The 17634-nt window shown below is 70.9% G+C and carries 21 protein-coding genes; 10 read left to right on the top strand and 11 right to left on the bottom strand.

The window, feature by feature from the left end; all coding sequences use genetic code 11:
* Positions 1–275: 275 nt before the first annotated feature.
* Positions 276–950, top strand: a complete 675-nt coding sequence (locus tag ACWGKQ_RS32540; RefSeq protein WP_453295590.1) for a transglycosylase SLT domain-containing protein — start codon at positions 276–278, stop codon at positions 948–950.
* A 26-nt stretch (positions 951–976) separates the two neighbouring features.
* Here ACWGKQ_RS32540 and ACWGKQ_RS32545 read toward each other — a convergent pair whose 3' ends face one another.
* The 3 genes from ACWGKQ_RS32545 to ACWGKQ_RS32555 all read right to left on the bottom strand — a co-directional run bounded on the left by ACWGKQ_RS32545 (position 977) and on the right by ACWGKQ_RS32555 (position 3102).
* Positions 977–1171 (bottom strand): twin-arginine translocase TatA/TatE family subunit, encoded by a 195-nt coding sequence (locus ACWGKQ_RS32545; protein WP_453295591.1) that lies wholly within the window; start codon positions 1169–1171, stop codon positions 977–979.
* 153 nt (positions 1172–1324) lie between these two features.
* Entirely contained in the window at positions 1325–2437 is a 1113-nt protein-coding gene (locus ACWGKQ_RS32550) for a sensor histidine kinase (protein WP_453295592.1), read from the bottom strand.
* Positions 2434–3102 (bottom strand): response regulator, encoded by a 669-nt coding sequence (locus tag ACWGKQ_RS32555; protein ID WP_453295593.1) that lies wholly within the window; start codon positions 3100–3102, stop codon positions 2434–2436. Before ACWGKQ_RS32555 ends, ACWGKQ_RS32550 begins: the two co-directional genes overlap by 4 nt.
* Positions 3103–3275: 173 nt before the next feature.
* On the opposite strand from ACWGKQ_RS32555, the gene ACWGKQ_RS32560 reads away from it, so the two are divergent.
* The gene (locus ACWGKQ_RS32560) at positions 3276–4589 is read left to right on the top strand and encodes a DUF418 domain-containing protein (protein WP_453295594.1); all 1314 of its coding nucleotides are present in this window, start codon (positions 3276–3278) and stop codon (positions 4587–4589) included.
* Positions 4590–4606: 17 nt separating this feature from the next.
* Here the strand turns inward: ACWGKQ_RS32560 and ACWGKQ_RS32565 are convergent, their stop codons facing one another.
* Positions 4607–5014: an ArsR/SmtB family transcription factor gene (locus ACWGKQ_RS32565; protein ID WP_453295595.1), complete on the bottom strand. Its 408-nt coding sequence runs from the start codon at positions 5012–5014 to the stop codon at positions 4607–4609.
* A gap of 168 nt (positions 5015–5182) precedes the next feature.
* On the opposite strand from ACWGKQ_RS32565, the gene ACWGKQ_RS32570 reads away from it, so the two are divergent.
* Complete coding sequence (locus ACWGKQ_RS32570; protein ID WP_453295596.1) at positions 5183–7168, top strand: heavy metal translocating P-type ATPase; 1986 nt, start codon at positions 5183–5185, stop codon at positions 7166–7168.
* A gap of 258 nt (positions 7169–7426) precedes the next feature.
* On the opposite strand, the gene ACWGKQ_RS32575 is transcribed toward ACWGKQ_RS32570, so the two are convergent.
* Positions 7427–7873 (bottom strand): anthrone oxygenase family protein, encoded by a 447-nt coding sequence (locus ACWGKQ_RS32575; protein ID WP_453295597.1) that lies wholly within the window; start codon positions 7871–7873, stop codon positions 7427–7429.
* Positions 7874–7963: 90 nt separating this feature from the next.
* On the opposite strand from ACWGKQ_RS32575, the gene ACWGKQ_RS32580 reads away from it, so the two are divergent.
* The gene (locus tag ACWGKQ_RS32580) at positions 7964–8542 is read left to right on the top strand and encodes a TetR/AcrR family transcriptional regulator (RefSeq protein WP_453295598.1); all 579 of its coding nucleotides are present in this window, start codon (positions 7964–7966) and stop codon (positions 8540–8542) included.
* Positions 8543–8604: 62 nt separating this feature from the next.
* Here ACWGKQ_RS32580 and ACWGKQ_RS32585 read toward each other — a convergent pair whose 3' ends face one another.
* From ACWGKQ_RS32585 to ACWGKQ_RS32595, 3 genes are read right to left on the bottom strand one after another with little or no spacing between them, the layout of a single operon-like run.
* Positions 8605–8847, bottom strand: a complete 243-nt coding sequence (locus ACWGKQ_RS32585; protein ID WP_453295599.1) for a hypothetical protein — start codon at positions 8845–8847, stop codon at positions 8605–8607.
* A 33-nt stretch (positions 8848–8880) separates the two neighbouring features.
* Complete coding sequence (locus tag ACWGKQ_RS32590; RefSeq protein WP_453295678.1) at positions 8881–9123, bottom strand: FAD-dependent monooxygenase; 243 nt, start codon at positions 9121–9123, stop codon at positions 8881–8883.
* Positions 9090–9641, bottom strand: coding sequence for an SDR family NAD(P)-dependent oxidoreductase (locus ACWGKQ_RS32595; RefSeq protein ID WP_453295600.1), 552 nt, complete (start codon positions 9639–9641; stop codon positions 9090–9092). The genes ACWGKQ_RS32590 and ACWGKQ_RS32595 overlap by 34 nt, the downstream gene beginning before the upstream one ends.
* Positions 9642–9647: 6 nt before the next feature.
* On the opposite strand from ACWGKQ_RS32595, the gene ACWGKQ_RS32600 reads away from it, so the two are divergent.
* The gene (locus ACWGKQ_RS32600; protein ID WP_453295601.1) at positions 9648–10136 is read left to right on the top strand and encodes a cupin domain-containing protein; all 489 of its coding nucleotides are present in this window, start codon (positions 9648–9650) and stop codon (positions 10134–10136) included.
* On the opposite strand, the gene ACWGKQ_RS32605 is transcribed toward ACWGKQ_RS32600, so the two are convergent.
* Complete coding sequence (locus ACWGKQ_RS32605) at positions 10106–11155, bottom strand: nuclear transport factor 2 family protein (protein WP_453295602.1); 1050 nt, start codon at positions 11153–11155, stop codon at positions 10106–10108. The two genes, ACWGKQ_RS32600 and ACWGKQ_RS32605, sit on opposite strands and share 31 nt — an antisense overlap.
* 104 nt (positions 11156–11259) lie before the next feature.
* Complete coding sequence (locus tag ACWGKQ_RS32610; RefSeq protein ID WP_453295603.1) at positions 11260–12060, bottom strand: alpha/beta fold hydrolase; 801 nt, start codon at positions 12058–12060, stop codon at positions 11260–11262.
* Positions 12061–12347: 287 nt separating this feature from the next.
* On the opposite strand from ACWGKQ_RS32610, the gene ACWGKQ_RS32615 reads away from it, so the two are divergent.
* A complete protein-coding gene (locus tag ACWGKQ_RS32615; RefSeq protein WP_453295604.1) occupies positions 12348–13295 on the top strand; it encodes a GlxA family transcriptional regulator in 948 nt (315 codons plus the stop codon).
* Positions 13296–13437: 142 nt separating this feature from the next.
* Here ACWGKQ_RS32615 and ACWGKQ_RS32620 read toward each other — a convergent pair whose 3' ends face one another.
* Positions 13438–14403 (bottom strand): GlxA family transcriptional regulator, encoded by a 966-nt coding sequence (locus ACWGKQ_RS32620; protein WP_453295605.1) that lies wholly within the window; start codon positions 14401–14403, stop codon positions 13438–13440.
* 77 nt (positions 14404–14480) lie between these two features.
* Between ACWGKQ_RS32620 and ACWGKQ_RS32625 the strand changes: the two genes are divergently transcribed.
* The 4 genes from ACWGKQ_RS32625 (at position 14481) to ACWGKQ_RS32640 (ending at position 17617) form a co-directional block, all read left to right on the top strand.
* Entirely contained in the window at positions 14481–14828 is a 348-nt protein-coding gene (locus ACWGKQ_RS32625) for a DUF6616 family protein (protein WP_453295679.1), read from the top strand.
* Positions 14825–15487: an HD domain-containing protein gene (locus ACWGKQ_RS32630; protein ID WP_453295606.1), complete on the top strand. Its 663-nt coding sequence runs from the start codon at positions 14825–14827 to the stop codon at positions 15485–15487. Before ACWGKQ_RS32625 ends, ACWGKQ_RS32630 begins: the two co-directional genes overlap by 4 nt.
* 175 nt (positions 15488–15662) lie before the next feature.
* Positions 15663–16559 carry an AraC family transcriptional regulator gene (locus tag ACWGKQ_RS32635; protein WP_453295607.1) on the top strand — a complete coding sequence of 299 codons (897 nt, stop codon included), beginning with the start codon at positions 15663–15665 and terminating at the stop codon, positions 16557–16559.
* Positions 16560–16834: 275 nt separating this feature from the next.
* Positions 16835–17617: an alpha/beta fold hydrolase gene (locus tag ACWGKQ_RS32640; RefSeq protein ID WP_453295608.1), complete on the top strand. Its 783-nt coding sequence runs from the start codon at positions 16835–16837 to the stop codon at positions 17615–17617.
* Positions 17618–17634 lie beyond the last annotated feature (17 nt).

Consider the following 17634-nt stretch of genomic DNA (forward strand, 5'->3'; position numbering starts at 1 on the left):
GCGGGTGATGGTGGGGCAGCTGACCGCGCGTTCGCACCAGGCCGGCGCGTCGGTGCACCGGCTGCACGGGACCGGTGGCTGAGACCACCGCGGCCCCGGGACCGGCCGCCGGGCCGCCCGGCCGTGCTGCGGCCACGCGAACTCCTTTGCTTCAGCGCGGGCTTCGGACCGGCACCGAGACGTGAGGCCCGGGCCCGGCGGTGCCTCACGGGGGTCTTAGCCCCGCTCCTGTACAAGGGGTGCCGGTACCGGCCCGGGGGCGAGAGGGGCGAGACATGTCCGAGTCCCGTACACCGAGGCGTCGGCGATGGCTCGTGGTGATCGTCCTCGCCCTGGCGCTGTACGTCATCGCGCGTGCGGCAGCCACCCCGCAGGGGGCCGCACCGCCTTCGGCGGGCGCCGCCACCCGGGCCTCCTCGCCCGGCCCGGCAAGTCCTTCCGCTTCGGCGACGACGGCCTCGCCGTACGACCCCGCCGCCTACGTGACCCGGATCCGTGCCCGGGCCCAGCAGACGGGCGTCAGCGCCCAGTTGCTGCTGGCGATCCTCTACAACGAGGCGTACAAGCCTCATGACCCGGCCGTGGAGAGGGCCTGGCAGAAGATCAAGCCGGACGCGGCCTTCGGGATCGCGAACATGCACCGCGCCACCTTCGACGAGGTGAAGAAGGGCCGGGACTTCACCGGCCGGAGCTGGAACGAGCTTCCCGACGACCGGGACCTCGCCATCGAGGCCGAAGCCTGGTACCTGCACGACCTCGCGGCCCGGCTGCCCGCGACCTGGTCCGCCCCCTACACGAAGAGCGAGCTGCTGGCCGTGGGCTACAACGCGGGTCCCGGCAACATGCTCGCCATCGCCCGTGGCGCGACCCCCGGCAGCCAGGTCCGGTCGTACCTGGAGCAGCTGCACACGAACTGGGCCAAAGCGGGGCGCGAGGTCGACCAGGACTGAGGCGCGTCCTGCGCAGGCACCGCGCCTCAGTCCCGGTCGACCACGATGCCCGGGACCACGCGGTCCGAGCCGGGCGGGTCCTGCTCCCGGAGCGCCCTGGCCTCGCTCTTGAAGATCCGGGTCGCCTTGCCCGCCGAACGCGCCAGCTCGGGCAGCTTCTTGATGCCGAGGACCACGACGGCGACGACGAGGATCAGGGCCAGCTCACTCAAGCCGAACATCAGATCTGCCCTCCGCATTTCGATCTACAGTGCCGTAGAAGTCTCCCTGCAAGGTGATCACGCGGCAAGCCCGCCCTCCGACCGGGGCGGCGGGGCGCGTCGCAGTGCGGCCGGGACACCGGAACCCGCCCCGGAGCCGCGGAGGAGCCTCGTTCAACGGCTCGGCTCGGCGGGCAGATCCAGGTGGAGCTCGTAGCCGCCGTCGGGCGTGGGGCCGGATGTGACCGTGCCGCCGAGGAGTTCCGCGCGCTGACGCAGACCGGCGAGACCGTGGTGGGCGCTGGGCAGGGCGAGCGGGAGGTGGGTGGGGGCGGTGTTGGTGACGATGGTGCGGAGGGTGCCGCCCCGGAGGTGGATGTGGATGGTGGCTGTGGCACCGGGGGCGTGTTTGCGAACGTTGGTCAGGGCTTCCTGCACGGTGCGGTAGACGGCGCGCTGGATGGTGGGCGGCAGGTCTTCCGGCAGGTCCGTCTTGAGTCTCGCTTCGATGCAGCTGGTGTCGACCAGCCGCTGCAGGTCGGCGAGGGACGGCTGCGGAGTGAGTTCCGTGGGACTGCTGCCGGAGGCGCGCAGCACGCTCACCATGTGCCTGAGTTCGTCGAGGGTCTGCACGCTGAGCTGGCGGATGGTGGCCGCGGCCCGTCTGGTCTCGCCGTCGCCGCTGCCCACTTGGAGTGCCCCGGCCTGTACGGCGATGAGGCTGACCTGATGGGAGACCACATCGTGCATCTCCCGGGCGAGCTGCGCGCGTTCCTTCGCGAGGACGCTCTGCGCGGTCAGCAGACGTTCGTACTCGCGGGCCTCGGAGATCTCGGCGAGCCGGAGGGACAGGTCGCGCCGGGCCTGGACGAGCTGGCCCAAAAAGACGGGGGCGGCCGCGGTGGCCAGTGTGTAGGTGAGATGGAGGAGGCCGTCGGCACCGGAGACCTGGGCGGCCTTCAGGGAGGACCACGGCCAGGGGAGGAAGTCGCCGGCGGCGAAGAGCAGCGCGCAGCCGGCCAGCAGGAGGCGGTGGCGGCTGAGCGAGGCGAGTGTGTACAGCGCGACCGTGATGGCGAACATCGCGTCGGAGACGAGGGCGGCGGGCAGCGTGAGGACGAAGGTCGTCAAGGGGAGCCGGCGACGCAGCGTGAGCGCTCCGGCGGCGAGCAGCGCCAGCGCCATGGCCGGCTGCTCGCCGCCGTCGACGTGCACCCATGTGTCCGCCAGCGCGACTCCGACGAGCACGAGGTCCAGGACCACGGCCGACGGCCTGGCGGTGGTCACCCGGCGTCCTCGTCGTCCGGTGAAGTCAGCAGGCCCGCGCGCTCGGCGATCAACGCGGCCTGGACGCGACTGCCGACCTCCAGCTTGCCCAGTACCGCACTGACATGGCCCTTGACGGTGCCGGTGCTCAGATGGAGCCGTTCGCCGATCTCGTTGTTGGCCAGTCCCTCGGCCATCAGCACGAGGACGGCATGCTCGCGCTCCGTCAGCCGGTGGGCGAGGCGTACGGCGGACGGGTCACGGCCGCCGGCGTCGAGGTAGCCGTCCACCACCGTGCGGGTGATCCTGGACGACAGCGCGGGGCTGCCTTCGGCCAGCGTTCGTACCAGATGGGGGAGCTCCTCGGGGTCGGTGTCCTTGAGCAGGAATCCCGCGGCACCCGAGCGCAGGGCGGTCGCCACGTATTCGTCGGTGTCGAAGGTGGTGAGCATGGCCACCACCGGAGGGTCCGGCATACGACGGAGCTCGGCCAGCACGGTGAGCCCGTCGACGTCCGGCATCCGGATGTCCAGCAGGACGACGTCGGGGCGCAGCTCCCGCACCGTCCGGACGGCCTCGCCGCCCGGTACCGCGGCCGTGACCTCGATGCCGTCCGCCGCGTTGAGGATGTGCGAGAAGCCCATGCGGACCAGGGCTTCGTCGTCGACCACCAGGACCCGGATCACGTGCGCTCCGCTCGTCGCATGCCCAGCAGCGAATCCGTACCACCGCAGCGCCGTCCGTCGCCGGGCCGGCTGCGATACCCGCCGGTTGGCGGGGGTGACATCAGCCGGTCGGCGGGGTGTTTCCGGAAACCCGCCCGGGTGGATCGCGCGGCCCGTCGGTCAAAGCTCAGGACATGAGGCTGAACGCACCGTCGGCAGTGCCGGCAGACGTGTCGGACGAGTGCACGAGGGCACGCTCCTCCGCTTCCCCCGTCACGCCCTCATCCGTCGCCTCAGACACGGCCACCCCCGTCGCGGCCGGTACCCCGTCCACGGGGCGGCTCGTCGGCATCGACCTCGCGCGCGGTCTCGCGGTCTTCGGTATGTACGCCGCGCACGTCGGCCCCGACGTCACGGTGGGAGGCCCGGTGGGATTCCTGCTGGAGACGGCGCGGGGGCGCAGCTCCGCCCTCTTCGCGCTGCTGGCCGGCTTCTCGCTGATCATCATCACCGGTCGTCCGCATCCGCGGACCGGGCGCGCCGGACGTCAGGCCATGGCCCGGATCGTGATCCGCGCCGTCGTCCTGGCGGTGCTCGGCTACGCCCTGACCGCCCTGGACACCGACGTGGCCGTGATCCTCAGCTTCTACGGGCTGCTCTTCCTGGCCGTCCTACCGCTGTACCGGTTGCGGGCAGGGACGCTCGCGCTGATCGCCGCCGCGGGTGCGCTGGTCATGCCCCAGCTGCTGTACATGATCAGAAGCACGATCGAGCGAGGGAGCTGGGCGGACGCCGTCATCGCCCGGGATCCGCTTGCCCACCTGACCGGCACGGACGGCTTGGTGGAACTGCTGTTCACGGGCGAGTACCCGGTGCTCACCTGGATGCCGTTCGTGGTCGCGGGTATGGCGGTGGCCCGGCTGGACCTCACCCGGCCGGGCGTACGGTCACGACTCGCCCTCGCGGGCGGGGGGCTCGCCCTGCTCGGCTACGGCGGTTCCTGGCTGGCCCTGCGCCTGGTGCCGCACGCCCTCTCCACCGTGGCGGCCGCCACGGACGGCGGGTCGGCGTCGTCGGCCTGGTGGTCCGACACCGTCGGTGACCCCGAGGGCCGCACCCCGCTCACCTGGCTGCTGGTGGCGGCGCCGCACAGCCAGACGACCTTCTCCGTCCTCGGGAACACGGGCGTCGCCCTCGCGGTGGTGGCCGGCTGCCTGACCGTCGCCGACCGGATGCCGCGCCTCATGGCCCTGGCCGGACCCGTCGCGGCCGTCGGCACGATGGCGCTGACGCTGTACGTCCTGCACATCGTCGCCCTCTGGTTCCTCACCGACGTCTGGCGCGTGCCGGCGATCGAGGACGAATCCCTGCGCGGGGGGCTGCCGGTCCTTCTCGGCTTCATCGGGACGGCGACGGTCCTGGCCGTCGTCTGGACCCGCCTGTTCCGGCGCGGCCCCCTGGAGTACCTGCTGCACAACGCCACCCGACCTGCCCGCCGCCTCAGGTAGGCGAGGACCTGTCGGGCTCAGCGGGCCCCCGCCGTCACGGCGGCCGGAGTCTCCGCCTGCGCCTGGGCCGGGGTGTCCCGCAGACCGAGGCGCAGGTGCTCGACGTGGTAGAGGGCCTGCTCCAGGAGTTCGGCGACATGGTCGTCGTAGAGGGCGTAGATGACCGAGCGGCCCCGGCGCTCGCCGGTGACCAGGCCGAGGTTCCGCAGCAGCCGGAGCTGGTGGGAGCAGGCGGACTGCTCCATGCCGACGGCGTCGGCGAGTTCCGTCGCCGCGCACGGGCCCTCCTGGAGGCGGGCCAGGATCCGCAGCCGGGAGGGCGTGGCCAGTGCCTGGAGGGTGGTGGCCACGTCGGCGGCGCCCACGGTTTCCAGACGCTCACGCGCGGTGGCTTTGGTCTTGGCGGCGTCAGCTCGGTGGCCCATGCCCTTCATCCTACGGAGAACGATCCATGAACGTATGAATGAGTCTTCATGTGATCCTGTACGGTGGGGAGCGCGGCGCCCACCCGGGCTGCCCGCGATCTCGTCCTGGCCGTCCTGGCCGTCATGTCTGTCGTGCCCGTCGTGCCTTCGTGAAGGATCTCCGCTCCGATGACCTCCGCTCTCGCTCCGGCGCCCGCCGTCCGCACCACCGATACACGTGGCGACAACGCGCCCCGGCGGCGCACCCGTCTCTTCGCGTTGCCCGAGGCGCGCTGGGCGGCCGCGGCCACGGTGCTGTTCCTGCTCGCGCTCCCGTTGCGGCCGGCCGGCGCACCGGCGTGGGTGTGGGGGCCGCTGTACGCGCTCACCTACGCGGCCGGCGGCTGGGAGCCGGGCTGGGCGGGTGTACGGGCGCTGCGGGACCGGACTCTCGACGTTGACCTGCTGATGGTCGTCGCCGCGCTCGGGGCGGCGGCGATCGGGCAGTTCACGGACGGAGCCCTGCTGATCGTCATCTTCGCCACGTCAGGGGCGCTGGAGGCGCTGGCCACCGCGCGTACGGCCGACTCGGTGCGGGGGCTGCTCGACCTGGCGCCGGCCACCGCCACGCGTATCGACGCCGATGGTGACGAGGATGCCGTGGCCGTCGGGGAACTGTCCGTCGGCGACGTGGTCCTCGTGCGGCCCGGTGAGCGCATCGGTGCCGACGGGCGGGTGCTCGACGGGGCGAGCGAGGTCGACCAGGCCACCATCACCGGCGAACCGCTGCCCGTGGCCAAGGAGAAGGACGACGAGGTCTTCGCGGGCACCCTCAACGGCACCGGAGCCCTGCGCGTCCGCGTCGAGCGCGGCGCCTCCGACACGGTGATCGCCCGGATCGTGCGGATGGTGGAGGAGGCGTCGGAGACCAAGGCGCCCACACAGTTGTTCATCGAGAAGATCGAACAGCGGTACTCGCTGGGCATGGTGGCGGCGACCCTCGCCGTGTTCCTCCTGCCGCTCGCCCTCGGCGCCGACCTCACCGGCTCCCTTCTGAGGGCGATGACCTTCATGATCGTCGCGTCGCCCTGCGCGGTCGTCCTGGCGACCATGCCGCCGCTCCTGTCGGCGATCGCGAACGCCGGACGTCATGGTGTGCTGGTCAAGTCCGCGGTGGTGATGGAACGGCTGGGCGAGGTCGACGCGGTGGCGCTCGACAAGACCGGGACGCTGACGGAAGGCACCCCGCGCGTCACCGACGTACGGCCGCTGGCCGGATCCGGTGTGGACGAGGGGGAGCTGCTGGCGCTGGCGGCCGGGGCCGAGCACCCGAGTGAACATCCGCTGGCCCGGGCGGTGGTCGCCGCGGCGCGCGAGCGCGGACTCGCCGTCGCGGTGGCGGAGGACTTCGACTCGACACCCGGGGTCGGGGTGACCGCGGCCGTCGACGGGCGGGTGGTCGCGGTCGGGGCTCCGGCGCGGCTCCTCGGCGGCGCGACGGACGGCGCGTCCGCGCGTGCCGCTGCCCTCGCCCTCGCCGGTGCGTTGGAGGGGGACGGGCGCACCGCGGTGCTGGTCATGGCGGACGGTGTGCCTGTGGGACTGCTCGGCATCGCCGACCGGCCGCGCGCCGACGCCGCCGTGACCGTCTCCGCCCTGACGGCCCTCACCGGGACCGCGCCCCTGCTGCTCACCGGTGACAACCCGCGCGCCGCCGCCCGCCTCGCGGCCGAGGTCGGCATCGAGGACGTCCGCGCCGGGCTGCTGCCCCAGCACAAGGCGGGCGCGGTCAGGGAACTGGGGGAGACGGGCCGCAAGGTGCTGGTGGTCGGCGACGGTGTCAACGACGCCCCCGCGCTGGCCGCCGCGCACACCGGGGTCGCCATGGGCCGGGCGGGCTCGGACCTGGCGCTGGAGACCGCCGACGCCGTGATCGTCCGCGACGAACTGGCCACCGTCCCGGCCGTGATCTCCTTGTCCCGGCACGCCCGGGCCCTCGTGGTGCAGAACCTGGTGATCGCCGCGGTGTTCATCGCCGGCCTGGCGGTCTGGGACCTGGCCGGTACCCTGCCGCTGCCGCTCGGCGTCGCGGGCCACGAGGGCTCCACGGTCATCGTCGGCCTCAACGGCCTGCGGCTGCTGCGCGAAGCGGCCTGGCGGCGGGCCGCCGAGTGAGCCGCCGGAGCGGTTGCCCGGGTGAGGACGGTGAACTGCCTCCATGCCTGCGGCAGGCCGACGTCATCGCCGTAGAGGCCGCACCGCCGGCTTGAACAGCACCCGGTCAGGGGCGCAGCCTTGCCGCGACCTTGCGCCTGCTTGCGAAGCAGGGTGTCCTGTTCGTGGTCCGTTCCTGATGTCGCCGTGGTTTCGGTGGCTCGCCGCCGCCCGGGGAGTGGGGGCTGTGCGCCACCGGCGCGATGCCGGCTCGCGGGCTCAAGCGAGGGCGGCGGCCAGCAGGGTGAAGGCGGCGATGATGACGGCGACGCGGACGTAGTGGAAGCGGTCCCAGCGGTTCATCTGCTCCTTCCAGTCCTCGGGCAGGTTCTCGGTGGTCCACGTCTTGGTCCTGTTGTTGATCGGGACGAGCAGCAGGAGCGACATGATCACGCTGAGGATCAGCAGCGCGGCGGCGATGACGACGAGGCCGGCGCCGTGGTGATGCCGTCCGGCGATGGCCCAGACCGCGCTCAGGGCGAGCGAGCCGATGTACCAGAACGGCATCAGGGCGCCGAGCATCCGGGCCCCGTGGGTGCGGCCGCGCAGGCCGCTGTCGCCGGGGAGGCCGTTGAGGATCGGGTTGATGACGAAGGCGACGGAGAACTCCACCCCCACCATCACGCCGACGACCACGGTGGTGAAGACCTCAAGTGCGTTGAGCATGATGACCCCTCCAGGATCTAGCGCTGCTAGATGATGAGTCAACGCTAGTACTGCTGCCGCTCGATTGTCTAGCGGTGCTAGGATCGAATCATGTCGGTACAGGAACGCAAGGAGCGCGAACGGGCGGACCGCGAGCGCCTCATCGTGGCGACGGCCCGCGAACTCGCCGAGCAGCAGGGCTGGGACGCGGTCACCACCCGCCGGCTCGCCGAGCGCATCGAGTACAGCCAGCCCGTCCTCTACAGTCACTTCCGCGGCAAGCGCGAGATCATCGGCGCCGTCGCCCTCGAGGGCGCCAGCGAGATGGCCGCGGCGCTGCGGGCCGCGGCCTCGGTCGCGGAGGGTCCGCGCGCCCGGGTCACCGCCCTCGCCCGCGCCTACCTCGCCTTCGCCGAGCGCAACCCGGCGGTCTACGACGCCATGTTCCAGCTCGACGGCGGCCTGGCGTTCGCGCAGGAGGACACCCCGGAGCCGCTGAAGGACGCCTTCGCCGCCCTGCTGGAAAACCTCGGCGAGGTCGCCGGGGACGGCGTCCACCCGGGGCTTTTCACCGAGGTGTTCTGGGCGGCCCTGCACGGGCTGGCGACCCTGACCCGGGCGGGGCGACTGCCGCCGGAGGACACCGAGCGGAGGACGGAGCTGCTGGTGGACCGGCTCGCCGTGGTCTGACCCGCCCACCGTCGCGGTCGGTACGCAGCCGGGGTCCTCGGGCCCGGCCGCGTACCCCCGACCTAGGGATGCCGGGCGGAAGCTGCTGTGCCGGGAGCAAGTCCCAGGGCTGCCTTGGCCTGTCGGGTGCGTTCGTCGGCGAGGACGCCGGCGTCGTGGAGTTCGCCGCGGATCCCGTTGGTCAGGGCCCAGGCGGGTTCGACGACCGACCGCGGGTCGCGGGCTCCGCCGTAGACGCGCTGCGCGCCGTGTTGCAGGAGCAGCCGGGCCGCCACCTGTCCGAGCCCCCGGTTCGCACCGGTCACCAGCGCTGTCGCCCTCTTTGGACCCGGATGCTGTCAGGACGCCGGCAAGGGGTCCTGGCCGAGCATGCGCCGTCCGTTGTCGGCTGAGGTGCGCACCGCATCGAATCCATATCCGGTCATCACGGACTCGTAGTCGGCGAGTGCGTCGATGACCGGCCGGCCATGGGCTGCCTCCCCCAGCGCGGCGGCGAGCAGGCCGGCGTCGCGCAGGGCGGTGTTCGCGCCGATCCCGCCCGCTGGGCTCATCGCGTGGACGGCGTCCCCGAGCAGCGTGATGCGGCTCGGGCGGGATCGCCGAGCCGCAGACCGCGCATGTCGAGGCGGCGTTCGCGGACCGGGGCGAAGACCGGGTCGTAGTCGGCGATGGTGCTTTCTACGCGGTGCATGGAGCGGCCGGCCCAGTCGGTGCGGAAGGAGCCGGGCTCGAACGCCGCGACGTGAATGCCGAATGGCGCGACGTCTGAAGCGAGCGTGGCCGCAATGCCCTCGACGGCGAACTTTGAGCCGTGATAGGCGGCCAGCCCGGAGAACGCGCGCAGACCGCCCATGGAGGTCACGAACAGGATGTTCCCGGCACGGCGCTCACGCATGCGGGGCAGAACGGCTTGGGTGACCGCGATGACACCGAAGACGTTGACGTCGAACTGGTGGCGGAAGGTGTCGGGCGGGGTTTCCTCGAAGGTGCCCTCGACGCCGTAACCGGCGTTGTTGACGAGTACGTCGATGGGGCCCACGGTGCCCTCGATCGCTGCGCCGGTCGGCTCGATGGCATCGGTGTCGGTGACGTCCAGCACGCGGGCGTGAGCGCGGCCCGGAGCACGACGTACATCTCGCTGGTGGGCGACACGTACGCCATGCTGGTCACCGGCGAGCAGACCAACGGCCGGTACTGCCTGATCGACATGCACGTCCCCGACGGCGGCGGCCCGCCGTCGCACCGGCACGACTTCGAGGAGATGTTCACCATCCTCGAAGGCGAGGTCGGGCTCACCTTCCGCGGCGAGAAGCACACCGTGCGGGCCGGGTCCACGATCAACATCCCGGCCAACGCGCCGCACAACTTCCGCAACGGGTCAGGTGCACCGGCCCGCATGCTGTGCATGTGCACCCCGCCGGCCAGGACGAGCTCGCCGAACGTCGCCGTCGCGCCGCCGAGTTGGCCTCGACCTACCGATGCGAGTTCCCGTAGCTCGCAGGCCCGGCAAGCCCTGGGAGGGGCGGGCGGCCTGTGCTTCCGTGTCCAGGCCGCCCGACGCGATCAGCTGAAGAACGGGTCGTCCACGACGTGAACCCAGCCGCCCCCCGGCTGGCGCCGGAGGATCTCGGTGGTGGTGGAGACCACCGGCTCCGGCCCGACCCCGGTGAGGGTGGCGATGTTCGACACCAGGGCGACGTCGTCGACCTGTCGGATCTCTCGCGGTTCGAGCTTGAGGTGGGCACCGCTGTCGACCATCTGCTGCATGGCCGTGCGGATGGCGTCCGTGCCCACCAGGTGGGTCCCGGGAGCGGGGACGAAGTGGGCGTTCGGCTCGTAGAGCGACACCAGCCCCTCGACGTCGCCGGCCTCCAGGTACTCCATGTACAAGGTCCCCACCTGCTGGGGCGTCTCGGCACGGCGCCGGGCGGTGACGCCGACCGGCTTGTCGCCCCAGCCGGCCGCGTCGATCAGGTCGTACCAGGTGGGATAGGCGCCGTAGGGCAGGTGGCGACGCACCAGGTCACCGATGAAGGTCGTCGGGGACGCCTTCTGGGGCTTGGCCACGCCCTGGGTGATGATGAGGTCGCTGAACCCGTGGGCCAGGTCCCGGCGCGGCAGCAGGGCGTGCACTTCGTCGGCGAGGCCGGCCGGAAGGCTCTCACGCTGGATTCCGAGGATGTCGGTGGCGATACCCGCCTGGGCCAGTGCCACCTCCGTGCCCTTCCGTGACGCGATGCCGTCCGAGGTGTGCAGGGCGATGGCGTCCCAGGCGACGGCGATGCGCTCTTCCTCGACTCCGCGCTCGCGGAGGAACGCCGCGGCGAGGTCGGCGCCGTCGACCTCGAAACGCTGGTCGCCGTTGCTGCCCTCCTCGCTCAGTCCCAGGTCGTGCAGGACGCAGGCGACGAACAGCAGCTCGTCGTCGTAGTCGGTACCGGCGCGTAGCCCCTTGTTCTGGGCATGGGCGCGGGCGAACACGTAGCTGCGGACGCAGTGATCGTGGATGAAGGCAGGCGTGGCCTGTGCCGCGAAGGCGAATGTGTCCCGGGTGAGGCTCGTGTCGGGGAGGTCGAGCTGCTCGAAGACGGACAGGTGTGCGTCGGTGGTCATGAGGTGTCTCCTTCTTTCGGGCCCCGGTCCGGGGCGGATCGGCACGGTGGCCGGGCGGCACGCGCACGCGTGCCGGGTATGGGGGTGCGGCTGGAGTGCTGCGCTTACAGCTGGGCGACGAACGCGTCGATGCGCGCGGCCACCTGGTCGGGCACCTCGAGGGGCGAGAGGTGGCCGGTGTCCTTCAGGACGGTCAGCGTGGCGGTCGGGATCAGCGGCAGCAGGTGGTCGGCGAGCACGGTCGGCGGGTCGACCTGGTCGTGGCTGCCCGCGAGAACCAGCACCGGCACCTCGATGGCCGAGAGGCCGGCCGACACGTCCTGGACCAGGCCCTGGCGCGGCCACTCGAGACGGGCCTCGTCGCCGCCGCGCAGACTGTCCTCGACCACCTGCCGACGCAGCTCGGGAGTCAGCCCGCCGCGGGTCAGCATCAGGTCGATGCTCTGAAGAACCGCCTCCTCGCTGTCGTAGGCGTGGGAAAACGTCTCCTGCACCTGCTCGGTCACCCCGATCGGCGCGGGCGGCGCGGGCGCCACGAGCACGACTCCCCTCAGACCGGCGGGCTTGCGTGCGGCCACCATCTGAGCGACCTTGCCGCCCATGGAATGCCCGACCAGCACGTAGTCGGAGTGTCCGAGCGCGTCGACGACCCGCTGCGTGTCGTCGGCGAGCTGCTCCAGGTCATAAGGTCCCGGCACGCTCGTGGAGTCGCCCCATCCACGCTGGTCGTAGGCCACGAAGCCCTGCCGGGGATCCAGCCGTTGCAGCACCGGGATCCAGGTGCGCCGTGAGCCTCCCCAGTAGTGCAGGAAGACCAGCGCCGGGCCGTCACCCTCGCGGACGTGGGCGTACACCTGGCCGCCCCGCACGTCGAAGAAGCGGCCCACCACACTCTGCGAAGTCATCGCCGGCTCCTCGTCCACGGCCGGGGCTCTCGGACCACTCCACCGGTGTGTGGAGTCGGCCGCCCCGTGCTCGCTCTTCGATCCTGCTCCGGAACACCCCTTCCAGGACACGGCTCATCTGCCAGCATGCGCATCTTTCGGGCCAGGTCGCGCAGGTGAGCCCTTGCTTTCCGGTCACACGGCCAGCGACTTGATCAGGGGATTTGCCCTGGGAGCATTATTGGGGCGAGGCGCGACGGCTCCCTGGCTCTCCCTGCGACTCCGGTGCTGGACGTAATATTGCGGCCATGAACAAGCACCGGGTCATGGTCCTGGCGGTCGACGGCGTGCTGCCCATGGATCTGGGGATCCCCACGCAGATCTTCAACGCCCGTCCGAACACCCCCTACGAGCTGACCGTGTGCGGCGACACCGAGGAGGCCGTGACCACGAGCTCCGGTTTCACCCTCGGGCTGACCGCGGGTCTCGAGGCGCTCGCCGAAGCGGACACGATCATCGTCCCGGGCTTCGAGGACTTCCGGCGCCCTCCGCGTCCACGGGTGAGGGCCGCTCTCAAGCTCGCCGGCCGCGCCGGGATACGCATCGCTTCCATCTGCACCGGCGCCTTCGCCGTCGCCTCGGCCGGACTCCTCGACGGCCGCACCGTCACCACCCACTGGGCCAAGGCGGATGACCTCGAAGAGCTCTACCCCCGGCTGCGCGTCGACCGCAACGTCCTCTACATCGACAACGACACCATCCTGACCTCCGCGGGCTTCACCGCCGGCATCGACCTGTGTCTGCACCTGGTCCGCAAAGACCTCGGCGCGGCCGTCGCGAACGACATCGCCAGGGACATCGTCGCCGCCCCGCACCGCGACGGCGGACAGGCCCAGTACATCAACAGGACCCTCCCCACCCCCCAGGCCACCACGCTCGCCGACACTCGTGAATGGGCCCTGCTCCGCCTCGAAGAAGACCTCACCATCCCCCACCTCGCCGACCATGCCGGCGTTTCTCCGCGCACCCTGACCCGCCTGTGGCGCCAGGAAACCGGCGTCAGCCCCCACCAGTGGCTCCTGACCGCCCGCATCAACCGCGCGCGCGAACTCCTGGAGGCCACCGACCTCCAGGTGGAGCAGATCGCCGTCCGGTGCGGACTCGGCAGTGGTGCCAACATGCGCGCCCGCTTCCGCGACACCGTCGGCAACACCCCCACGGCCTATCGCCGCACCTTCCAGCACCAGGCCGCCTGACGGCGAAGGCCGGACCGCGCGCGGCCCGGGAAGATCGCCTCACGGCAGGGCGTCGAGAAGACTCGTGGCTTGTCCGGTTCGAACGGGCATGATCGCGCACCTCGGCTCTGTGCGGTCTGCCGAAGGCTGTCGGGCAACAGCATCAGGAAGCGAAGGTGCGGCGGTAGTTCGATGGGCTGGTCCTGGTCGTCGCGGTGAAGTGGATGCGCAGTGACTCCGCGGAGCCGAAGCCGCATCGGTGGGCGATGTCGTCGATGCCGAGCCGAGTGGTCTCGAGGAGTTCGCGCGCGCGGGCTACGCGTTGCATGGCCACCCAGTTCATGACGCTCGTTCCGGTCACGGCCCGGAATCTGCGGCGCAGGGTTCGTGTGCTGATGTGGCTGTGCCGGCCGACCGACTCCAGGGTGAGCGGCTCGTCGAGGTGTTCCAGGATCCAGGCGATCAAGTCGGTGATCTCGGAGTCACCGTCGGGCGGGATGTGCTCGATGAACTGGGCCTGTCCTCCTTCGCGGTGGGGCGGGCTGACCAGGAAGCGGGCCATCGTGTTCGCGGCGGCCTGACCATGGTCGAGCCGCAGGAGATGCAGGCACAGGTCGGTTCCGGCGAGGACACCCGCGGAGGTGAAGACGCCGGTGTCCTCGACGTAGAGCTCCGCTTCGCGGACCTCGACCGACGGGTGGCGGTCTCGTAGCAGGCCGGCCCAGCGCCAGTGGGTGGTGGCGCTGCGGCCGTCCAGGATCCCGGCCGCCGCCAGGGCGAAGGCGCCCGTACAGATCGACACCATCCGGCTGCCCCGGTCGTACGCGTCACGCAGCCGTTCGACCAGCTCGGCGTCCGGAGAGCCGGTGGGGTCCTGCACTCCGGCGACGATCACGGTGTCCGCCGTGTCCAGCCGGTCGAGCGGCTCGACCTCGCGGGGCACCAGCGGGTTCTCCGCGGGAACCGCACTCACCAAGGTCAGCTCGTAGGGGGCGCCGCCGGGCCAGCAGGCGGTCACCCAGTCCGGCCAGCGGCCGAACACCTGCTGAGGAACGGCTACGTCCAACAGCACGTAGCCGGGCTGCACCACCACCGCGACCTTGGCCGGATCTTTGGGATTAATGGCCATCTGGCCATCGTACGGTGATCGCGGCCTTCCTAGGCTGGTCGCATCACGCCGATGCGATTGGTCAGGAGATGTGCAATATGTACGTAGTCGTCGAGACGTGGACACCGAAGCCCGCGTTCTTCGCAGCCGCCGAAAAGACGCGGAACGACCTGTTCACAGGGATTCAGGAAGCCATGAAGCAGCTCGCGGACATCGGATTCGTGACGCTCGGCTGGGGCAGGGTGGAACCGGCCGCGCACTCCGCGTCCTATGAGTGGTTCGCGGTCTGGCAGGCCCCTTCGAGGGAAGTGGCCGACGTGTTCCTGAACGGTGTCGAGAGCTCCGGCTGGTACACCTACTTCGAGCAGACCAACGTCGTGGGTGAGCTGCGCCCGGCCGAGGGGGTCATGGCCGAGCACCTGGCACTGGAGGCTGAGGTCCAGTGAGCGTGCTCGACAATCTGCCGGAGGAAATCGGAGGGTGGCCGCGTACGGCGGCCACGGAGGCCGCCGTTGCCTTCACTGCCGAGCACTCTCCGGATTGGCTGCTCAACCACACTGTCCGCAGCTACTTCTATGCGCGCAGCATCGCCACCGCCAGGAACCTGGTCGCGGGGGTGGACTACGACGACGAGACGCTCTTTCTCGCCACGGTGCTGCACGACATCGGTCTGACCGACGCGGGGCAGGGGCCGAACCGGTTCGAGGTGGACGGTGCGTTCCGGGCCGCTCGATTCGCCCGGGAGCACGGGCTGTCCGATGTCGCCGCCGACCGGATCTGGGATGCGGTGGCGCTGCACACCTCGCCGGGGATCGCGCCCCACAAGCATCTGGTCGGCGCGCTCGCGCATTTCGGTATCGGTGCCGACATGTTCGCTTTCGGCGTCGATGAGGTGGACCGGGCGGTACTGGACGCGGCGCACGCGGCGTTTCCGTATCTGGATCTGCGGAACAAGATCCATGCGCAGCTGGTCCATCAGATCGACGAGCAGCCGTCGAAGTGGGCGCCGGTGTCGTTCGTCGACATCGTGTATCGCAAGCACCGGCCGGACAATCCGTTCCCCGGGCTGGACGAGCTGGTCGCCGCCCCGGTGCGCCCGGACTGACGGCGGTGCGCGGCGGCTGCGGCCGGGTTCCGTGGCCGCTTGCCGGCGGGCAGCCGTCACGCAGAAGACGCGGAGCCGGGCATCCCGTGTGCCTGGCTCCGCGCCTGTGTCGGCCCGGCACCGCGTCACGGGCCTTTGAGCGTCTGTGGTCAGCCACAACTGCGATCATGGGTGGATGGCTGGTATGGGAGGCCCGGATGTTGTCGACGTCAGCTATTACAACCCGGATCAGCCCCGGCTGGGGCTGGAGGTCTTGTCCTTCGCGACGCTGCGTGAGCGGCTGCTGCCGTCTGTCGCGACGGCGCCCAGTCGTCCGGACTTCCATCAGCTGACCCTGGTCACCCGCGGCGAGGGCACCGCGTTGATCGACTTTGTGGCCTACCCGTGCGCTCCGGGGACTCTGCTGCATCTGCGTCCTGGTCAGGTGCAGCGTTTCCCCGCGGATCCGCAAGGGGGCATTGCGGATCTCGACGCGACCTTGGTGGTGTTCACGCCTGCCTTTCCAACGCCGGTGCCTGCCAGCGCAGCCGTCATCGACGAGGGGCTCAGTCCTGCCGCTTTCGCACTGTCCGCGGGGGAGTACCGGGCCATGTCGGTGGCGGTGGCCGAGATAGCGGCCGAATACGCCACGCTGCCCGAGCGGGACGCTTCACAGGCGGAACTCACCGTGGAACTGCTGCGGCAGCTTCTTGCCGCGCTGCTGGTACGCATGGCCCGGCTGCCGCATCCCGGTGAATGGAATCCCGCGGCGGGAGGCGAGGTGTTCCGGGTCTTCCGCGGCGAGCTGGAGCGCGCGTTCGCCACGAGGCGCCGTGCTGCCGAGTACGCCGCGCACCTCGGTTACGCGCCGCGGACGCTTACGCGAGCCTGTCTGGCCGCTACCGGCCGTACCGCGAAGGATCTCATCGACGACCGTGTCGCCCTGGAGGCCAAGCGGCTGCTGGTGCATACCGGCCTTCCTGTCGCGTCCGTCGGGCGCATGCTGGGCTTCACGGAGCCCACCAACTTCGGGAAGTTCTTCGAGCGGACGGTGGGTGCCACTCCCGGGGCGTTCCGCGCCACGCAGCGCTGACAGCCCCGACCGCTCGGACAGTCGCTGACAGCCCCGACCGCTCGGACAGCCAGCGGCATCTGGGCCGTGGGGCGGAGACTGCGCCGCGCCCGGGCTCTCCGAGGCGCACGCCTTGAGCGGATCGGTGAGTCCATTTTCGACCATGGCGCGTCTCTTGCATACCTCGCCTGCGCAGCACGCATCGCGCATTGTTTAAGCACGCAGTCAGCGCGTAATCCGCGCCCGGTCAAGCCTCTGACTGCCTGGTGAGGCCGGGAGGAATGGAGAAAACAACCATGCCGTACGCAGACGTCAACGGTGCCCGCCTCTACTTCGAGGACAGCGGTGGTGAGGGCCCGGTCGTGGTCTTCAGCCACGGCAACGTCATGGACCGTGACATGTGGGTGCATCAGATCCAGGTCCTGGCCGGTGACTTCCGGGTCGTCGTGTGGGACGAGCGGCTGCATGGCCGGACCGAGGACGACGGCAAGACCTACACCTACTGGGACTCGGCCGCCGACTTGATCGGACTGCTGGATCACCTGGGCGTGCCGCAGGCGACGCTGGTGGGGCATTCGCAGGGCGGCTTTCTGTCGATGCGGGCCGCTTTGCTGGCGCCTGAGCGGGTCAAGGCCCTGGTGCTGATCGACACGACCTCGGTCTCCTGGCCGCTCGAGGCACTGGAGCAGATGCGTGGTGTGTCGGAGGGATTCCGCGGCGCGGGTCCGGAGGCAGTGGCCCCGGTACTGCTGGGGATGCTGCTGGGCCGGCCCGCGATCCACGACCAGTGGCTGGCGAAGTGGAGGGCGCAGCCGCGTGAACGGCTCGCCGACGCGGTGCAGGTACTGATGGGGGCCGACGACATCACCGACCGGCTCGGTGAGATCACGGTGCCCGCCCTGGTCGTCCATGGCGACGCGGACCAGCCGATCCCGTACCCGTTGGGCCAGGCACTGGCCGGGAAGATCCCCGGTGCCCAGGAGCTGGTCACCGTGACCGGGGCCGGACACACGCCGAACCTCACACATCCCGACCAGGTCAACCCGGCGTTGACCGGCTTCCTTCGCCGGTATGCCTGACGGCCCCACGCCTCCCC

The organism is Streptomyces sp. NPDC054770 (assembly GCF_053611985.1).